The sequence below is a fragment of the Brevibacillus parabrevis genome (genome assembly GCF_022701015.1).
GTDB classification, from domain to species: domain Bacteria; phylum Bacillota; class Bacilli; order Brevibacillales; family Brevibacillaceae; genus Brevibacillus; species Brevibacillus parabrevis.
Map to the genome: position 1 here is coordinate 3,869,833 of NZ_CP064090.1, position 17,716 is coordinate 3,887,548.

The window sequence follows — 17,716 nt, forward strand, 5'->3', positions numbered from 1 at the left end:
TTTTTGGCATAATATACCATGACAACCAAAAGCAGCGACAGCTCATCCAGATAGGCTAGGCTGAGCGGAAAAAGCAAACTCGGACAGGAAAGGAACTGGAGAATGAATAGTAGCGCTCTATTTCAGGAGTTTCCGGTGTTGAAATCGGACCATTTGATACTGCGAGAGATTGAAGATTGTCACCTGGAAGAAGTGTTTGAAATTTACAGCAATGATAGCGTCTTTGAGTATTGCGGCATCATTCCCAAGCACAAAAAGGATACCGTTCTGACCATGATCGGCCATTTTAAAAGAGATTACCTGAAAAAATCGAGAGTGAAATGGGGGATTTTCCCCGTTCAGCAGAGCGATACATTAGTCGGCATTATCGAAGCCTTCGAGTTGAATCAACGCGTAAACATGGCAACGATCGGTTACTTTTTGGCGGAAGCGCACTGGGGAAAAGGGATTGCCTCGGAAGCGGTCAAAATGGTTGTGCGCTTCCTGATGGAAGAAGTCAACGTGAACAGAATCCAGGCAGAAGTCATGCCGCCAAATGAAGCGTCCAAAAAGGTGTTGCGCAATAATGGCTTCCTCATGGAAGGAACGCTCAGACAGGCTGCGCTCTGGTCAGGCAAAGGAATTGTCGATCTAGAGATATACGGCTTGCTGCGGGAAGACTATCAGAGCTTGCAAACGAGGTAGACAGATCGTGCAACGAGCAGTTATCCGCTGAATCGGGCTGTTTTGTCGGCCGCAAGCGGTCACATCCCATTTCAAAAAAGTCGAGACGTTATTCACAAAAAAAGGTTTCATCCCCGGCAGCGAAGAGGGGATGAAACCTTTTTTGTTGCCGCGCTATCAATCAACGGCTGAGAAAATACGAGACGAGCGTATCCATCGGCACGATTTCCACGGTTTCACAAAACGAATCGTTTTGCGCACAAGCAGTCAAGGTGTATTCGTCATCCAGAAAGTACGTCTTGAAGTGCCACCTCGCTTGTTCAAATACGCGCGCGCCCTCGACAGTTCCCTGGCTGACAGTGGAGAAGCTGTTCAGCGGAAGCGAAAGCCCTTTGCCGATCGCTTTGATGTAGCTTTCTTTCGCCGTCCAGACCGCAAAAAAACGTGCTTGTCTTCGTTCGCTGTCCGGTTCCTCCTCGATATACTCGTATTCCTCTGGCGCAAAAAACTGCCTGGCAATTTGCAAGTCAATCTGATGCTTTTTTTCAATATCGATTCCTACGGTACAGTCACCGGTGATACAGACCACCCAGTCGCCCGAATGGGAAAGGTTGTAGTGCAAGCGGTTCAACGGCCCTTGCAGGGATGGTTTTCCATAGGCGTTCGTGCCAAACGAAATGCTTTTCGCAGAAACGGCGAACGTTTCGGCGGCAATTTTTCTAATCAGCAGATCGGCCAGCAGTCCGCGGACGCGATCTTCGCGGCGGAAGAAAGCACCGAGCCGCTGTTTTTTGTCTTCGGCAACAAAAGACAGCAGGTGAGGAATGTAATCATCTGAAAAATCGGCAATAGAGACTGCGTATATGGGCATCATGCTGAACCTCCAACTCTGTATGCAAACACACTTTCTGTAAAAGGACGCGCGTGCAGTCTAGTTCATGTGCGGGTGTGGGCATGCCCTGATGACACCATTGGCTCGATCAGCTCAATGCCAAGGTCGATCATCCGCTCATCGCCCATGAGCGACACGAGCACTTTTACCCGCCGTTTGTGCTTGTCCACTTTTTTCACAATTCCTTCCATCCCTTTGAGTGGGCCAGACTCCACATATACCTTGGAATCTTGCGTGTAGACCTGGGAAAAATCAATCTGCTCATCGTGATTCAGCAGCCTGAGAATGATCGTGATTTCTTCCTCGGGAATCTTTTTGAAACAGAGCGCCTCTTCCCTGCTTTCCACCGGATCGCGGCTTTTCCGGGGAGAAGTCGATCTGTCGTACATCAGGTCGATTTTATTCAGATAGTTCAACATCCGAATAATTTTGGAGTGACTTCTAATAAAGTAATATTTCGAGAAATTCATGTCCGTTTTTACAAAAATGTAGCCTGGAAACAAATCCTTTTCAACCCGCATAATCTCGCCGTTTTTCTTCTCGGGAACGATACGTTGTGGAACCATGGAATACAGTGTTTCTTTGTCAAAAGATTTATTCAACCAATTTTTCACAGAATGTTCATAACCCGTTTTCACATAGAACGCATACCAGTTCATAAAAATGCAAGACTCCTTTTCATAACGTTTCTAAGATCATTGGCAGGTGCAGCAGCTCAGAAATCCTCAGCCTTCATTAAACTCGTCGCTCTCTAGTTGGTTCCTGACTCGGCTCGTTGAAGCTCTTTTCCTGTAACAACCATTGGGAAACCTTATGTCTCGCTTCGCATACATGAACCGGATTTTCGGTCTGCAAATGGAAGCAACATCAGCCATGCGCAATAATGTGCGATATAAGTAGTTATTTACATAATATTATTTTATTTTACAAATAATGGTAACGAAAAGTTTACTCATCGTCAAGGTCATCCAGAAACAGTAGTCGTTCTGGTCACTATTCGGGCTTGCATTTTCCATAGGCTGAATGTAGAGCTTCTGTAGGTGAGCAGGGAACGAAAGAGAGCAAATACTGACGAATATGTATAGACAGCTGGTGGATCGCAAAGTACATGCCAAACTGCTGGTGGATTTTCCTTGAACCAAATTTCGCTGGCAGCCAGCATGGTTCAAACCTTTTCTCTAAAAAGCTGCGTACGTCAAAAAAGAGGGGGTAGGAATTGTGCCTTTTTATCACATGCCTTTTTACGAAAGTCTGCGGACTGATCAGGACAATAGCTGCTGATCCAGATAGGCAGCACACAGGAAAACAACCTCTCGTTTTTCCGTAGAAGAAAATTCCTGTTTTCCCAGTATAAAGCATTATATGGCTTGTGAACATATAAAAATTTTAATGTTATGAAAATATTTATCGTCAAAATATAGCCGCTACGCTTTCCTTTTTTATAGACACGTTGAAAAGGAAAAATGTTGCAGCGCCGAAACGAGCCAATCACTGGCTTCGCCAAAGGGAAAAACACGTATGCCGCTTATTGATTACGCAAGCGGGAGCAGGTTTGCCAAGCAAAACTTGGATTTACGTAAAAAGGTTGTAAAAAAACTTGTTGAACTTTTTACAAAATATCCCTATTTTTTAATCGACTTCCAATTTTTCTCTGCTATAATGAGTTTCAGCGTCAGTAACCTAGTGCTTTCAGCCTGTCAGCCGATCGGGGAACTTCCTGTGATTGTTTTCATGCAAATCAGTTTTCCTTCGTTCGCAGGCGGTAAGCAGGGCCGTATCCGGCAGGCGGGAATACCAGCACCCATTTTCCGCTACAGCATGAGCAAAATATGACTTTAGTATGAAGGGGGATTCCCAGAAACAGGAAATTTTCTTGTTGTTAAAATTACCCAAATGATGGAAAATGGGAAATTGGGAATGGAACGTTGACCTTGCCTGTCTCTTGTTGGCAACCATTTCGTCACACTTCATGATAAGCAGAAGTAATTCCATTATCGGAGGGGACATATGTTAGCAAATCAGGCCAATCTCATCGACAACAAGCGGGAACTGGAACAGCATGCGCTAGTTCCATATGCACAGGGCAAGTCGATCCATCAATTGTTCGAGGAACAAGCAGAGGCTTTTCCAGACCGCGTTGCCATCGTTTTTGAAAACAGGCGGCTTTCGTATCAGGAGTTGAACAGGAAAGCCAATCAACTGGCAAGAGCCTTGCTCGAAAAAGGGGTGCAAACAGACAGCATCGTCGGTGTGATGATGGAGAAGTCCATCGAAAATGTCATCGCGATTCTGGCCGTTCTCAAAGCAGGCGGAGCCTATGTGCCCATCGACATCGAATATCCCCGCGATCGCATCCAATATATTTTGCAGGATAGTCAAACGAAAATCGTGCTTACCCAAAAAAGCGTCAGCCAGCTCGTGCATGACGTCGGGTACAGCGGAGAAGTAGTTGTACTCGAAGAAGAACAGCTGGACGCTCGCGAGACTGCCAATCTGCACCAGCCCAGCAAGCCTACGGATCTTGCCTATGTCATTTACACCTCAGGCACGACAGGCAAGCCAAAAGGCACCATGCTTGAACATAAAGGCATCGCCAATTTGCAATCCTTTTTCCAAAATTCGTTTGGCGTCACCGAGCAAGACAGGATCGGGCTTTTTGCCAGCATGTCGTTCGACGCATCCGTTTGGGAAATGTTCATGGCTTTGCTGTCTGGCGCCAGCCTGTACATTCTTTCCAAACAGACGATCCATGATTTCACTGCATTTGAACACTATTTGAGTGAAAATGAATTGACCATCATCACACTGCCGCCGACTTATTTGACTCACCTCACCCCAGAACGCATCACCTCGCTACGCATCATGATTACGGCAGGATCAGCTTCCTCCGCACCCTTGGTAAACAAATGGAAAGACAAACTCAGGTACATAAATGCATACGGCCCGACGGAAACGAGCATTTGCGCGACGATCTGGGAAGCCCCGTCCAATCAGCTCTCCGTGCAATCGGTTCCGATCGGCAAACCGATTCAAAATACACATATTTATATCGTCAATGAAGACTTGCAGCTACTGCCGACTGGCAGCGAAGGCGAATTGTGCATCGGCGGAGTCGGCTTGGCAAGAGGATATTGGAATCGGCCCGACTTGACCGCAGAAAAATTCGTAGACAATCCGTTCGTACCAGGCGAAAAAATGTACCGCACAGGTGACTTGGCCAAATGGCTGACGGATGGAACGATCGAGTTTCTCGGCAGAATCGACCATCAGGTGAAAATCAGAGGTCATCGCATCGAGCTTGGCGAAATCGAGTCTGTTTTGTTGGCACATGAACACATCACAGAGGCCGTGGTCATTGCCAGAGAGGATCAACACGCGGGACAGTATTTGTGCGCCTATTATATTTCGCAACAAGAAGCAACTCCTGCGCAGCTCAGAGACTACGCCGCCCAAAAGCTTCCTGCTTACATGCTGCCATCCTATTTCGTCAAGCTGGACAAAATGCCGCTTACGCCAAATGACAAGATCGACCGCAAAGCGTTGCCCGAGCCTGATCTTACGGCAAACCAAAGCCAGGCTGCCTACCATCCTCCGAGAACCGAGACAGAATCGATTCTCGTCTCCATCTGGCAAAACGTTTTGGGAATTGAAAAGATCGGGATTCGCGATAATTTTTACTCGCTCGGCGGAGATTCGATCCAAGCGATCCAGGTCGTGGCTCGTCTGCATTCCTATCAATTGAAGCTAGAGACGAAAGACTTGCTGAATTACCCGACGGTCGAGCAGGTTGCTCTTTTTGTCAAGAGCACGACGAGAAAAAGCGATCAGGGCATCATCGCTGGAAACGTACCGCTTACACCCATTCAGAAGTGGTTTTTCGGGAAAAACTTTACGAATACAGGCCATTGGAACCAATCGTCTGTGCTCTATCGCCCGGAAGGCTTTGATCCTAAAGTCATCCAAAGTGTCATGGACAAAATCATCGAACACCACGACGCGCTCCGCATGGTCTATCAGCACGAAAACGGAAATGTCGTTCAGCACAACCGCGGCTTGGGTGGCCAATTATACGATTTCTTCTCTTATAATCTGACCGCGCAACCAGACGTCCAGCAGGCGATCGAAGCAGAGACGCAACGTCTGCACAGCAGCATGAATTTGCAGGAAGGACCTCTGGTGAAGGTTGCCTTATTTCAGACGTTACATGGCGATCATTTGTTTCTCGCAATTCATCATTTGGTCGTGGATGGCATTTCCTGGCGCATTTTGTTTGAAGATTTGGCAACCGGATACGCGCAGGCACTTGCAGGGCAAGCGATCAGTCTGCCCGAAAAAACGGATTCTTTTCAAAGCTGGTCACAATGGTTGCAAGAATATGCGAACGAGGCGGATTTGCTGAGCGAGATTCCATATTGGGAGAGTCTCGAATCGCAAGCAAAAAATGTGTCCCTGCCGAAAGACTATGAAGTGACCGACTGCAAACAAAAGAGCGTGCGAAACATGCGGATACGGCTGCGCCCGGAAGAGACCGAGCAGTTGCTGAAGCACGCCAATCAGGCCTATCAAACGGAAATCAACGATCTGTTGTTGGCGGCGCTCGGCTTGGCTTTTGCCGAGTGGAGCAAGCTTGCGCAAATCGTCATTCATCTGGAGGGGCACGGGCGCGAGGACATCATCGAACAGGCAAACGTGGCCAGAACGGTCGGATGGTTTACGTCGCAATATCCGGTATTGCTCGACTTGAAGCAAACCGCTCCTTTGTCCGACTATATCAAGCTCACCAAAGAGAATATGCGGAAGATTCCTCGTAAAGGGATCGGTTACGACATCTTGAAGCATGTGACACTTCCAGAAAATCGCGGTTCCTTATCCTTCCGCGTGCAGCCGGAAGTGACGTTCAACTACTTGGGACAGTTTGATGCGGACATGAAAACGGAATTGTTTACCCGCTCACCCTACAGCGGCGGCAACACGTTAGGCGCAGATGGCAAAAACAATCTGAGTCCTGAGTCGGAGGTGTACACCGCTTTGAATATAACCGGATTGATTGAAGGCGGAGAGCTCGTCCTCACATTCTCTTACAGCTCGGAGCAGTATCGGGAAGAGTCCATCCAGCAATTGAGCCAAAGTTATCAAAAGCATCTGCTTGCCATCATCGCGCATTGCACCGAGAAAAAAGAAGTAGAACGAACGCCCAGCGATTTCAGCGTCAAAGGTCTCCAAATGGAAGAAATGGACGATATCTTCGAATTGCTTGCAAATACACTGCGCTAAACAGATGTTGGCCACCATTTGCAGGGGCAACTGCGTGCTTTCATTCCCATTTTTATACATTTATAACAAATAAAGATATATCCGAGGTGCCGTAATGAGTGTATTTAGCAAAGAACAAGTTCAGGATATGTATGCGTTGACCCCGATGCAAGAGGGGATGCTGTTTCACGCCTTGCTCGATCAAGAGCACAACTCGCATCTGGTACAGATGTCGATTTCGTTGCAGGGCGATCTTGATGTTGGGCTATTTACGGATAGCCTGCATGTGCTGGTAGAGAGATACGATGTATTCCGCACGTTATTTCTCTATGAAAAGCTGAAGCAGCCTTTGCAAGTTGTCTTGAAGCAACGGCCTATTCCGATCGAATTTTACGACTTGTCTGCCTGCGACGAGTCCGAGAAACAACTTCGCTATACGCAATACAAAAGGGCGGATCAGGAGCAGACGTTTCATCTGGCAAAAGACCCGTTGATGCGGGTCGCCCTTTTCCAAATGTCCCAGCACGACTACCAGGTCATCTGGAGCTTTCATCACATCCTCATGGACGGCTGGTGCTTCAGCATTATTTTTGATGACTTGCTTGCCATCTACTTGTCCTTGCAAAACAAGACGGCACTCTCCCTGGAGCCCGTACAGCCATACAGTCGCTTTATCAACTGGCTGGAAAAGCAAAATAAACAGGCCGCTCTCAACTATTGGAGCGACTATCTGGAAGCCTATGAACAAAAGACTACCTTGCCGAAGAAGGAAGCTGCCTTCGCCAAAGCATTTCAACCAACCCAATACCGCTTTTCGCTGAACCGTACCTTGACCAAGCAGCTCGGGACCATCGCCAGTCAAAATCAAGTGACGCTATCGACGGTGATTCAAACGATCTGGGGAGTTCTCCTGCAAAAATACAATGCGGCCCATGATGTGCTGTTCGGCTCTGTTGTATCCGGACGCCCGACAGACATCGTCGGAATCGACAAAATGGTTGGCTTGTTTATCAATACGATTCCATTCCGGGTGCAAGCGAAAGCTGGTCAAACGTTTTCCGAGCTGTTGCAGGCTGTGCACAAAAGAACTTTGCAATCACAGCCGTATGAGCACGTGCCTTTGTACGACATTCAAACTCAGTCCGTCTTGAAGCAGGAGCTGATTGACCACCTGCTGGTCATCGAAAATTACCCGCTAGTAGAGGCTTTGCAGAAAAAAGCCTTGAACCAGCAGATCGGCTTCACGATTACTGCTGTGGAAATGTTCGAGCCGACCAATTACGACTTGACTGTCATGGTGATGCCAAAAGAAGAGCTTGCCTTCCGTTTTGACTACAATGCGGCTCTGTTTGACGAACAGGTCGTGCAAAAACTGGCGGGGCACCTCCAACAGATCGCGGATTGCGTGGCAAACAATCCGGGAGTCGAGCTTTGCCAGATTCCGTTGCTGACAGAAGCAGAAACTAGCCAGCTGTTGGCAAAGCGTACGGAAACAGCGGCTGACTATCCTGCCGCAACCATGCACGAGCTGTTTTCGTGGCAGGCAGAAAAAACGCCCGAGCAAGTGGCGGTAGTCTTCGCGGATCAGCACCTGACGTATCGGGAGCTGGATGAAAAGTCCAATCAGCTCGCCCGCTTTTTGCGCAAAAAAGGCATTGGCACGGGCAGTCTTGTCGGCACGCTGCTGGATCGCTCGCTGGACATGATCGTCGGAATCCTCGGCGTCTTGAAGGCAGGCGGCGCATTTGTGCCGATTGACCCGGAGCTGCCTGCCGAACGAATCGCTTACATGCTGACGCATAGCAGAGTTCCATTGGTCGTGACGCAAAATCATTTGCGGGCAAAAGTGACCACGCCTACAGAAACAATTGACATCAACACAGCGGTGATCGGGGAAGAGAGCCGCGCCCCTATCGAATCGCTCAATCAGCCGCATGACTTGTTTTACATCATCTATACGTCCGGAACGACAGGGCAACCGAAAGGCGTCATGCTGGAGCATCGCAACATGGCGAACCTGATGCATTTTACGTTTGATCAGACGAACATCGCTTTTCATGAAAAAGTGTTGCAGTATACCACGTGCAGCTTTGATGTTTGCTACCAGGAAATTTTCTCCACGCTGCTATCCGGGGGCCAGCTCTACCTGATCACGAACGAGCTGAGACGGCATGTGGAAAAGCTGTTTGCTTTCATCCAGGAAAAGCAGATCAGCATTTTGTCTCTCCCGGTGTCCTTCCTGAAATTTATTTTTAACGAACAAGACTACGCGCAAAGCTTCCCGCGTTGTGTCAAACATATCATCACGGCCGGGGAACAACTCGTCGTCACACACGAGCTGCAAAAGTATCTGCGCCAGCATCGCGTATTTTTGCACAATCACTACGGCCCGTCGGAGACGCATGTGGTGACGACATGCACGATGGACCCGGGACAGGCGATACCAGAGCTGCCGCCCATCGGAAAGCCGATCAGCAACACAGGCATTTACATTTTGGATGAAGGGCTGCAATTGAAGCCGGAGGGGATCGTCGGGGAGTTGTACATTTCCGGCGCAAACGTAGGAAGAGGGTATTTGCACCAGCCGGAGCTGACCGCGGAGAAGTTTCTCGACAATCCGTATCAGCCAGGCGAAAGAATGTACCGAACGGGTGACCTGGCGCGTTGGTTGCCGGATGGCCAGCTCGAATTTTTGGGCCGAATCGACCATCAGGTAAAAATCAGGGGCCATCGCATCGAGCTGGGAGAGATCGAATCGCGCCTGCTCAACCATCCCGCCATCAAGGAAGCGGTGGTTATCGATCGAGCAGACGAGACAGGCGGCAAGTTTTTGTGCGCCTATGTCGTCCTGCAAAAAGCGCTCAGCGACGAAGAGATGCGGGCATACTTGGCGCAAGCGTTGCCGGAGTATATGATCCCTTCCTTTTTCGTGACGCTGGAGCGGATTCCAGTCACGCCGAACGGAAAAACAGACAGGCGAGCTTTGCCGAAGCCGGAAGGAAGTGCCAAGACGAAAGCGGATTACGTCGCCCCGACGACTGAGCTGGAACAAAAGCTGGTCGCGATTTGGGAGCAAATTCTTGGCGTGTCGCCGATCGGCATTCAGGGTCATTTTTTCACGCTGGGCGGCCATTCGTTAAAAGCGATTCAGCTCATTTCCCGCATCCAAAAGGAATGCCAGGCGGATGTCCCGTTGCGCGTCCTGTTTGAGCAACCGACGATTCAAGCGCTGGCAGCGTATGTGGAAGGCGGGGAGGAAAGCGCGTATCTCGCCATTCCCCAGGCCGAGCCCCAAGCGTATTATCCCGTGTCGTCTGCGCAAAAACGCATGCTCATCTTAAACCAGCTCGATCCGCACAGTACGGTTTACAACCTGCCTGTCGCGATGATCCTCGAAGGAACGCTGGATAAAGCTCGGCTGGAGCACGCCATTTCCAGCCTGGTGGCTCGCCATGAGTCGTTGCGCACGTCGTTTCATACGATCAACGGGGAGCCAGTTTCGCGCATCCATGAGCAAGGCCACTTGCCGATTGTTTACTTGGAAACGGCGGAAGAGCAAGTGAACGAGGTCATTTTGGGGTTCATGCAGCCGTTTGATCTGGAAACAGCTCCGCTATGCCGGGTTGGCTTGGTGAAGCTCGCAGAGAACCGTCACGTCCTGATCATCGACATGCACCATATCATTTCGGACGGAGTCTCTTCTCAGCTCATCCTGAATGACTTTTCCCGTTTGTATCAAAACAAAGCTCTGCCAGAGCAGCGCATTCACTATAAAGACTTCGCCGTTTGGGAAAAAGCGTGGACACAAACGAACGATTACCAAAAACAGGAAAAATATTGGCTCGATCGATTTGCGGGCGAAATCCCGGTTTTGAACCTGCCGATGGATTACCCGCGGCCAGCTGTTCAAAGCTTTGAGGGCGAACGTTATTTGTTCCGCACAGAAAAACAGTTGTTGGAAAGTTTGCAGGACGTAGCCCAAAAGACAGGCACGACCTTGTACATGGTGCTTCTCGCAGCCTATCATGTGCTGCTTTCCAAATACTCCGGGCAGGATGACGTGATGATCGGCACCGTGACTGCCGGCAGGGTGCACCCGGATACGGAGAGCATGACGGGGATGTTCGTCAACACGCTGGCGATGCGCAATCAGTCTGCGCCGACCAAAACGTTCCGGCAATTTTTGCTGGAGGTAAAAGACAACACGCTGGCCGCTTTTGAACACGGGCAATATCCGTTTGAAGAGCTTGTCGAAAAGTTGGCGATCCAGCGAAACCGGAGCCGAAACCCGCTGTTCGACACCTTGTTCATTTTGCAAAACATGGATGCCGACCTGATCGAGCTGGATGGACTGACCGTGACGCCTTATGTGCCAGAGGGGGAAGTCGCCAAGTTCGATCTGTCGCTGGAAGCAAGCGAAAACCAGGCGGGACTTTCCTTCTGCTTCGAATTTTGCACCAAGCTGTTCGCACGCGAGACGATCGAGCGCATGTCGCTTCATTACTTGCAAATTTTGCAGGCAGTCAGCGCAAACACGGAGCAGGAGCTGGCGCAAATCGAGATGCTGACTGCGCATGAGAAGCAGGAGCTGCTCGTTCACTTCAACGACACGGCCGCCCTGTATCCAGCGGAGAGCACGCTGTCGCAGCTGTTTGAAGATCAGGCACAGAAAACTCCTGAGCAAACCGCCGTCGTCTTCGGTGACAAACGACTGACGTACCGCGAACTGAACGAGCGGGCCAACCAGCTCGCGCACACTTTGCGGGCAAAAGGCGTGCAGGCTGAGCAAAGCGTAGGGATCATGGCGCAAAGATCGTTGGAAATGGCGATCGGAATTATCGCTATTCTCAAAGCGGGCGGGGCGTATGTGCCGATCGATCCGGATTATCCGAATGAGCGGATTGCTTACATGCTGGAAGATTGCGAAGCCAGTCTGGTGCTGACCCAGCAGCAGCTCGCCGAAAAGATGACCGCAAACGTGGAATGCCTGTATCTGGATGAGGAGGGCAGCTACTCGCCTCAGACGGAAAACATCGAGCCGATCCATACCGCTGCTGATCTCGCTTATATCATCTACACATCCGGTACGACAGGCAGGCCAAAAGGCGTCATGGTAGAGCATCGGGGAATCGTCAACAGTGTGACGTGGAACAGGGACGAGTTTGCCCTTTCTGTCCGGGACAGTGGAACGCTGTCGCTATCCTTTGCTTTCGATGCCTTTGCCCTTACTTTCTTTACGTTGATTGTATCAGGCTCCACGGTCGTCCTGATGCCGGATCACGAAGCCAAAGATCCGATCGCGCTGCGCAACCTGATTGCCACTTGGAAATGCAGCTACGTCGTTTTCGTGCCCAGTATGTTCCAGGCGATATTGGAGTGCAGCACTCCGGCAGACATCCGCTCCATCCAGGCAGTCATGCTCGGGGGCGAAAAGCTGTCGCCGAAGCTTGTTCAGCTGTGCAAAGCGATGCATCCGCAGATGAGCGTGATGAATGCATACGGTCCGACGGAGAGCAGCGTCATGGCCACCTACCTGCGAGATACACAGCCAGATCAGCCGATCACCATCGGGCGGCCGATTGCCAACACCGCCATTTACATCGTAGACCAGCACCATCAACTGCTGCCTGTCGGGGTGGTAGGGGAAATCTGCATCGGCGGTCACGGCTTGGCGCGGGGCTATTGGAAAAAGCCGGAGCTTACTGCGGAGAAATTCGTGGCGAATCGAGCTGTTCCGGGAGAGCGCATGTACAAAACAGGCGATCTGGGCAGATGGCTCCACGACGGCACGATTGATTTTATAGGCCGCGTCGATGACCAGATCAAGGTGAGAGGATACCGGATTGAGGTCGGGGAGATTGAAGCGGTTTTGCTCGCTTACGATCAGACGAATGAAGCTATCGTCGTCGCTTATCAGGACGATCGCGGCGATTCCTATCTGGCTGCGTATGTCACGGGAAAAGCGGCGATAGAGGAGTCCGAGCTTCGCGCGCATTTGTTGCGAGAGCTTCCGGCCTACATGGTCCCGACCTACTTGATTCAACTGGACGCTTTGCCGCTCACGCCAAACGGCAAGGTCGACCGCAAAGCACTGCCCAAGCCGGAAGGAAAGCCTGCAACAGGAGCAGCTTATGTCGCACCCGCTACAGAAGTGGAGGCGAAGCTGGTCGCCATTTGGGAGAATGCGCTGGGGATTTCCGGCGTCGGGGTGTTGGATCACTTTTTTGAGCTGGGCGGTCATTCCTTGAAAGCGATGACGGTTGTGGCGCAAGTGCATCGCGAGTTTCAAATCGACCTTTTGCTGAAGCAGTTTTTTGCAGCGCCAACCATCCGGGACTTGGCCCGCTTGATCGAACACAGCGAACAGGCAGCCGCCGCCGCCATTCAACCGGCAGAGCCGCAAGCGTATTATCCGGTATCTTCTGCTCAGCAGCGGATGTACTTGCTCCATCAGCTCGAAGGTGCCGGAATCAGCTACAATACGCCAGGCATCATCATGCTGGAAGGCAAGCTCGATCGCGAGCAATTGGCGAATGCGCTGCAAGCGTTGGTAGATCGTCACGATATTTTGCGGACGTCTTTTGAGATGGTCGGGGACGAGCTGGTGCAAAAAATTCATGACCGCGTGGCCGTGAACATGGAGTATGTGACGGCAGAGGAGCAGCAGATCGATGACCTTTTCCACGCGTTCGTCCGTCCGTTTGATCTTTCTGTGCCGCCATTGCTCCGCATGAGCCTGGTGAAACTCGCGGATGAGCGTCACCTGCTCCTGTACGACATGCACCATATTGCTGCCGATGCCGCATCGATCACGATCCTGTTCGATGAACTGGCTGAATTGTACCAGGGAAGAGAACTGCCGGAAATGCGCATCCAGTACAAAGATTTTGCTGTCTGGCAAAAAGCCTTGCATGAGTCGGATGCCTTCAAGCAGCAGGAAGCGTATTGGCTGAGCACGTTCGCTGGAAATATCACCGCTGTCGATGTGCCGACAGATTTTCCGCGCCCAGCCGTGAAAAGTTTTGCAGGGGGGCAAGTCACCCTGTCCATGGACCAAGAGCTGCTCAGTGCTTTGCACGAGTTGGCTGCGCATACGAATACGACGCTGTTTATGGTTTTGCTGGCCGCCTACAACGTGCTGCTCGCAAAATACGCTGGGCAAGACGACATCATCGTGGGAACGCCGATCTCCGGCAGGTCACGCGCCGAGCTTGCGCCTGTCGTCGGCATGTTCGTCCATACGCTGGCGATCCGCAACAAACCGACCGCCGAGAAGACATTCAAGCAGTTTTTGCAGGAGGTCAAGCAAAACGCGCTCGATGCTTTCGACCACCAGGACTACCCGTTTGAAAGCCTTGTGGAAAAGCTGGGCATTCCGCGCGATCCGGGGCGCAATCCGCTGTTTGACACCATGTTCATCCTGCAAAACGATGAGCTGCACGCAAAAACGCTGGATCAGCTCGTCTATCGCCCTTATGAATCGGACAGCGCGCTTGACGTGGCGAAATTCGACTTGTCGTTCCATCTGACCGAGCGGGAAACCGACCTGTTCTTGCGCCTGGAATACTGCACCAAGCTGTTCAAGCAACAAACCGTAGAACGAATGGCGCACCACTTCTTGCAAATTTTGCGGGCGGTCACGGCCAATCCGGAAAATGAATTGCAAGAGATCGAGATGCTGACAGCAGCAGAAAAGCAAATGCTGCTGGTGGCGTTCAACGATACGCACAGAGAATACCGGGCAGATCAAACGATCCAGCAGCTTTTTGAAGAGCTGGCGGAAAAAATGCCTGAGCACACGGCGCTCGTATTCGAAGAAAAGCGCATGTCGTTCCGGGAGCTGAATGAAAGAGCGAACCAGCTCGCAGCCGTTTTGCGGGAAAAAGGAGTCGGGCCAGCGCAGATCGTCGCTTTGCTGGTAGAGCGTTCCGCCGAGATGGTCATTGCCACGCTTGCCACGTTAAAAGCGGGCGGCGCCTTTTTGCCCGTCGATCCTGATTATCCGGAAGAGCGAATCCGCTACATGCTGGAGGACAGCCAGGCAAAACTGGTGGTGACCCATGCGCACTTGCTGCACAAAGTGAGCAGTCAGTCCGAAGTCGTTGATGTGGATGACCCTGGAAGCTACGCAACACAGACAGACAACCTGCCGTGCGCAAACACACCGTCTGATTTGGCTTATATCATTTACACGTCCGGTACGACGGGCAAGCCAAAAGGCGTCATGCTGGAGCACAAAGGGGTAGCGAATCTGCAAGCGGTATTTGCCCATCATCTAGGCGTCACGCCGCAAGATCGGGCAGGGCATTTTGCCAGCATCTCGTTTGACGCATCGGTGTGGGATATGTTTGGCCCGTTGCTGTCGGGAGCGACCTTGTACGTCTTGTCCCGAGACGTCATCAACGATTTTCAACGATTCGCCGAATACGTTCGCGATAACGCGATCACCTTCCTCACTTTGCCGCCGACGTACGCGATTTATCTGGAGCCGGAGCAGGTGCCGTCGTTACGCACCCTGATTACAGCCGGATCGGCTTCCTCCGTTGCATTGGTGGATAAATGGAAAGAAAAAGTCACCTATGTCAATGGATACGGCCCAACAGAGAGCACCGTTTGCGCGACACTGTGGAAAGCCAAATCGGATGAGCCAGTCGAAACGATCACGATTGGCAAACCGATTCAGAACACCAAGCTGTACATCGTGGATGACCAGTTGCAGTTGAAAGCGCCGGGGCAGATGGGAGAACTGTGCATCAGCGGCTTGTCGCTGGCGAGAGGCTATTGGAATCGTCCAGAGCTGACCGCCGAGAAGTTCGTCGACAACCCGTTTGTGCCAGGAACAAAGATGTACCGGACAGGCGACCTGGCAAGATGGCTGCCAGATGGAACTATCGAGTATCTGGGCAGAATCGATCACCAAGTGAAAATTCGCGGACATCGTGTGGAACTCGGCGAAGTGGAAAGCGTGCTGCTGCGGTATGACACGGTCAAAGAGGCAGCTGCCATCACACATGAGGACGACCGCGGCCAAGCTTACTTGTGCGCCTACTACGTAGCGGAGGGAGAAGCCACGCCTGCGCAACTTCGAGCCTATATGGAAAACGAGTTGCCGAACTACATGGTTCCCGCCTTCTTTATCCAGTTGGAAAAGATGCCGCTGACACCGAATGACAAGATTGACCGAAAAGCGCTGCCGAAGCCGAACCAGGAGGAGAACCGGACTGAGCAATATGCAGCGCCGCAAACCGAGCTGGAACAGTTGCTGGCTGGCATCTGGGCAGATGTACTGGGGATCAAGCAAGTCGGGACGCAAGACAACTTCTTTGAATTGGGCGGCGATTCGATTAAAGCGATCCAGGTATCCACCCGCCTGAATGCGTCAGGCTGGACGCTTGCGATGAAAGAACTGTTCCAGTACCCGACGATTGAAGAAGCTGCTCTGCGCGTCATCCCGAACAGCCGAGAGAGCGAGCAGGGTGTCGTAGAAGGCGAGATTGCCTTGACACCGATCCAGAAATGGTTCTTCGCGAACAACTTCACGGATCGTCACCATTGGAATCAGGCTGTCATGCTGTTTCGCGAGGACGGCTTTGACGAGGGACTCGTGCGGCAAGCGTTCCAGCAAATCGTCGAGCATCACGATGCGCTGCGCATGGTCTACAAGCAAGAGGACGGGGCGATCAAGCAAATCAACCGCGGGCTGACCGACGAGCGCTTCCGTTTCTACTCTTATGATTTGAAAAATCACGCGAACAGCGAAGCTCGCATCCTGGAGCTGTCTGATCAGATCCAGAGCAGCATCGATTTGGAGCACGGCCCACTCGTTCACGTGGCTCTGTTCGCCACAAAAGACGGGGATCATTTGCTGGTCGCGATCCACCATCTTGTCGTGGATGGCGTCTCCTGGCGCATTTTGTTCGAAGATTTTTCCTCAGCCTACTCGCAGGCTCTCCATCAGCAGGAGATCGTCTTGCCGAAAAAGACGGACTCCTTCAAAGACTGGGCGGCTCAATTGCAAAAGTACGCGGACAGCGACGAGCTGTTGCGGGAAGTGGCATATTGGCACAACTTGGAGACTACAACGACGACTGCGGCACTGCCAACAGATTTTGTCACGGCAGATCGCAAGCAAAAACATACGCGGACACTGTCGTTCGCGCTGACAGTCCCGCAGACAGAAAACCTTTTGCGTCACGTTCATCATGCCTATCACACAGAGATGAACGACCTGCTGCTGACAGCGCTCGGCTTGGCCGTAAAAGACTGGGCACATACGAATGGCGTCGTCATCAATCTGGAAGGCCATGGGCGCGAAGACATCCAGAACGAAATGAACGTCACGCGCACGATTGGCTGGTTCACTTCGCAATATCCGGTGGTGCTCGACATGGAAAAAGCCGAGGACTTGCCGTACCAGATCAAGCAAACCAAAGAAAACTTGCGGCGGATTCCGAAAAAAGGGATCGGCTACGAGATTTTGCGCACGCTGACGACAAGCCAGTTGCAGCCGCCATTAGCCTTTACGCTGCGGCCGGAAATCAGCTTTAACTATCTCGGTCAATTCGAGTCGGACGGAAAAACAGGCGGGTTTACATTCTCGCCGCTCGGAACAGGGCAGTTGTTCAGCCCGGAATCGGAGCGAGTGTTCCTGCTGGACATTTCCGCCATGATCGAGGACGGCGAGCTGCGGATCAGCGTAGGGTACAGCCGTCTCCAATATGAGGAAAAAACGATTGCCAGCCTGGCAGACAGCTACCGGAAGCACTTGCTAGGCATCATCGAGCATTGCATGGCAAAAGAAGAAGGCGAGTACACCCCGAGCGACCTGGGAGATGAAGAGCTGTCCATGGAGGAGCTGGAAAACATCCTGGAATGGATTTGATCCGGCGACAACAAAATTGATTTTCC

The 17,716-nt window shown here is 51.4% G+C and carries 6 protein-coding genes; 4 read left to right on the forward strand and 2 right to left on the reverse strand.

Translation table 11 applies throughout. The features are described from left to right. The first annotated feature begins 102 nt into the window (after window positions 1-102). Complete coding sequence (locus IRJ17_RS17985; RefSeq protein WP_122966488.1) at window positions 103-684, forward strand: GNAT family N-acetyltransferase; 582 nt, start codon at window positions 103-105, stop codon at window positions 682-684. A gap of 160 nt (window positions 685-844) precedes the next feature. Here IRJ17_RS17985 and IRJ17_RS17990 read toward each other — a convergent pair whose 3' ends face one another. Both IRJ17_RS17990 and loaP read right to left on the reverse strand, forming a co-directional pair. Next, window positions 845-1,537, reverse strand: a complete 693-nt coding sequence (locus IRJ17_RS17990; protein ID WP_242771365.1) for a 4'-phosphopantetheinyl transferase family protein — start codon at window positions 1,535-1,537, stop codon at window positions 845-847. A gap of 62 nt (window positions 1,538-1,599) precedes the next feature. Next, a complete protein-coding gene (gene loaP / locus IRJ17_RS17995; protein WP_122966490.1) occupies window positions 1,600-2,214 on the reverse strand; it encodes an antiterminator LoaP in 615 nt (204 codons plus the stop codon). A gap of 859 nt (window positions 2,215-3,073) precedes the next feature. On the opposite strand from loaP, the gene IRJ17_RS18000 reads away from it, so the two are divergent. The 3 genes from IRJ17_RS18000 (at window position 3,074) to IRJ17_RS18010 (ending at window position 17,690) form a co-directional block, all read left to right on the forward strand. Then, window positions 3,074-3,388 carry a hypothetical protein gene (locus tag IRJ17_RS18000; protein WP_122966491.1) on the forward strand — a complete coding sequence of 105 codons (315 nt, stop codon included), beginning with the start codon at window positions 3,074-3,076 and terminating at the stop codon, window positions 3,386-3,388. A gap of 174 nt (window positions 3,389-3,562) precedes the next feature. Next, complete coding sequence (locus tag IRJ17_RS18005) at window positions 3,563-6,829, forward strand: amino acid adenylation domain-containing protein (RefSeq protein WP_242771367.1); 3,267 nt, start codon at window positions 3,563-3,565, stop codon at window positions 6,827-6,829. 94 nt (window positions 6,830-6,923) lie between these two features. Next, window positions 6,924-17,690 (forward strand): non-ribosomal peptide synthetase, encoded by a 10,767-nt coding sequence (locus IRJ17_RS18010; RefSeq protein ID WP_242771370.1) that lies wholly within the window; start codon window positions 6,924-6,926, stop codon window positions 17,688-17,690. Window positions 17,691-17,716: the final 26 nt, after the last annotated feature.

Excerpts from the sequence above, each read along its gene's own strand:
- IRJ17_RS17985 (WP_122966488.1), top strand. The coding sequence starts at position 103 with ATGAATAGTAGCGCTCTATTTCAGGAGTTTCCGGTGTTGAAATCGGAC.
- IRJ17_RS17990 (WP_242771365.1), bottom strand. The coding sequence starts at position 1,537 with ATGATGCCCATATACGCAGTCTCTATTGCCGATTTTTCAGATGATTAC.
- loaP (WP_122966490.1), bottom strand. The coding sequence starts at position 2,214 with ATGAACTGGTATGCGTTCTATGTGAAAACGGGTTATGAACATTCTGTG.
- IRJ17_RS18000 (WP_122966491.1), top strand. The coding sequence starts at position 3,074 with ATGCCGCTTATTGATTACGCAAGCGGGAGCAGGTTTGCCAAGCAAAAC.
- IRJ17_RS18005 (WP_242771367.1), top strand. The coding sequence starts at position 3,563 with ATGTTAGCAAATCAGGCCAATCTCATCGACAACAAGCGGGAACTGGAA.
- IRJ17_RS18010 (WP_242771370.1), top strand. The coding sequence starts at position 6,924 with ATGAGTGTATTTAGCAAAGAACAAGTTCAGGATATGTATGCGTTGACC.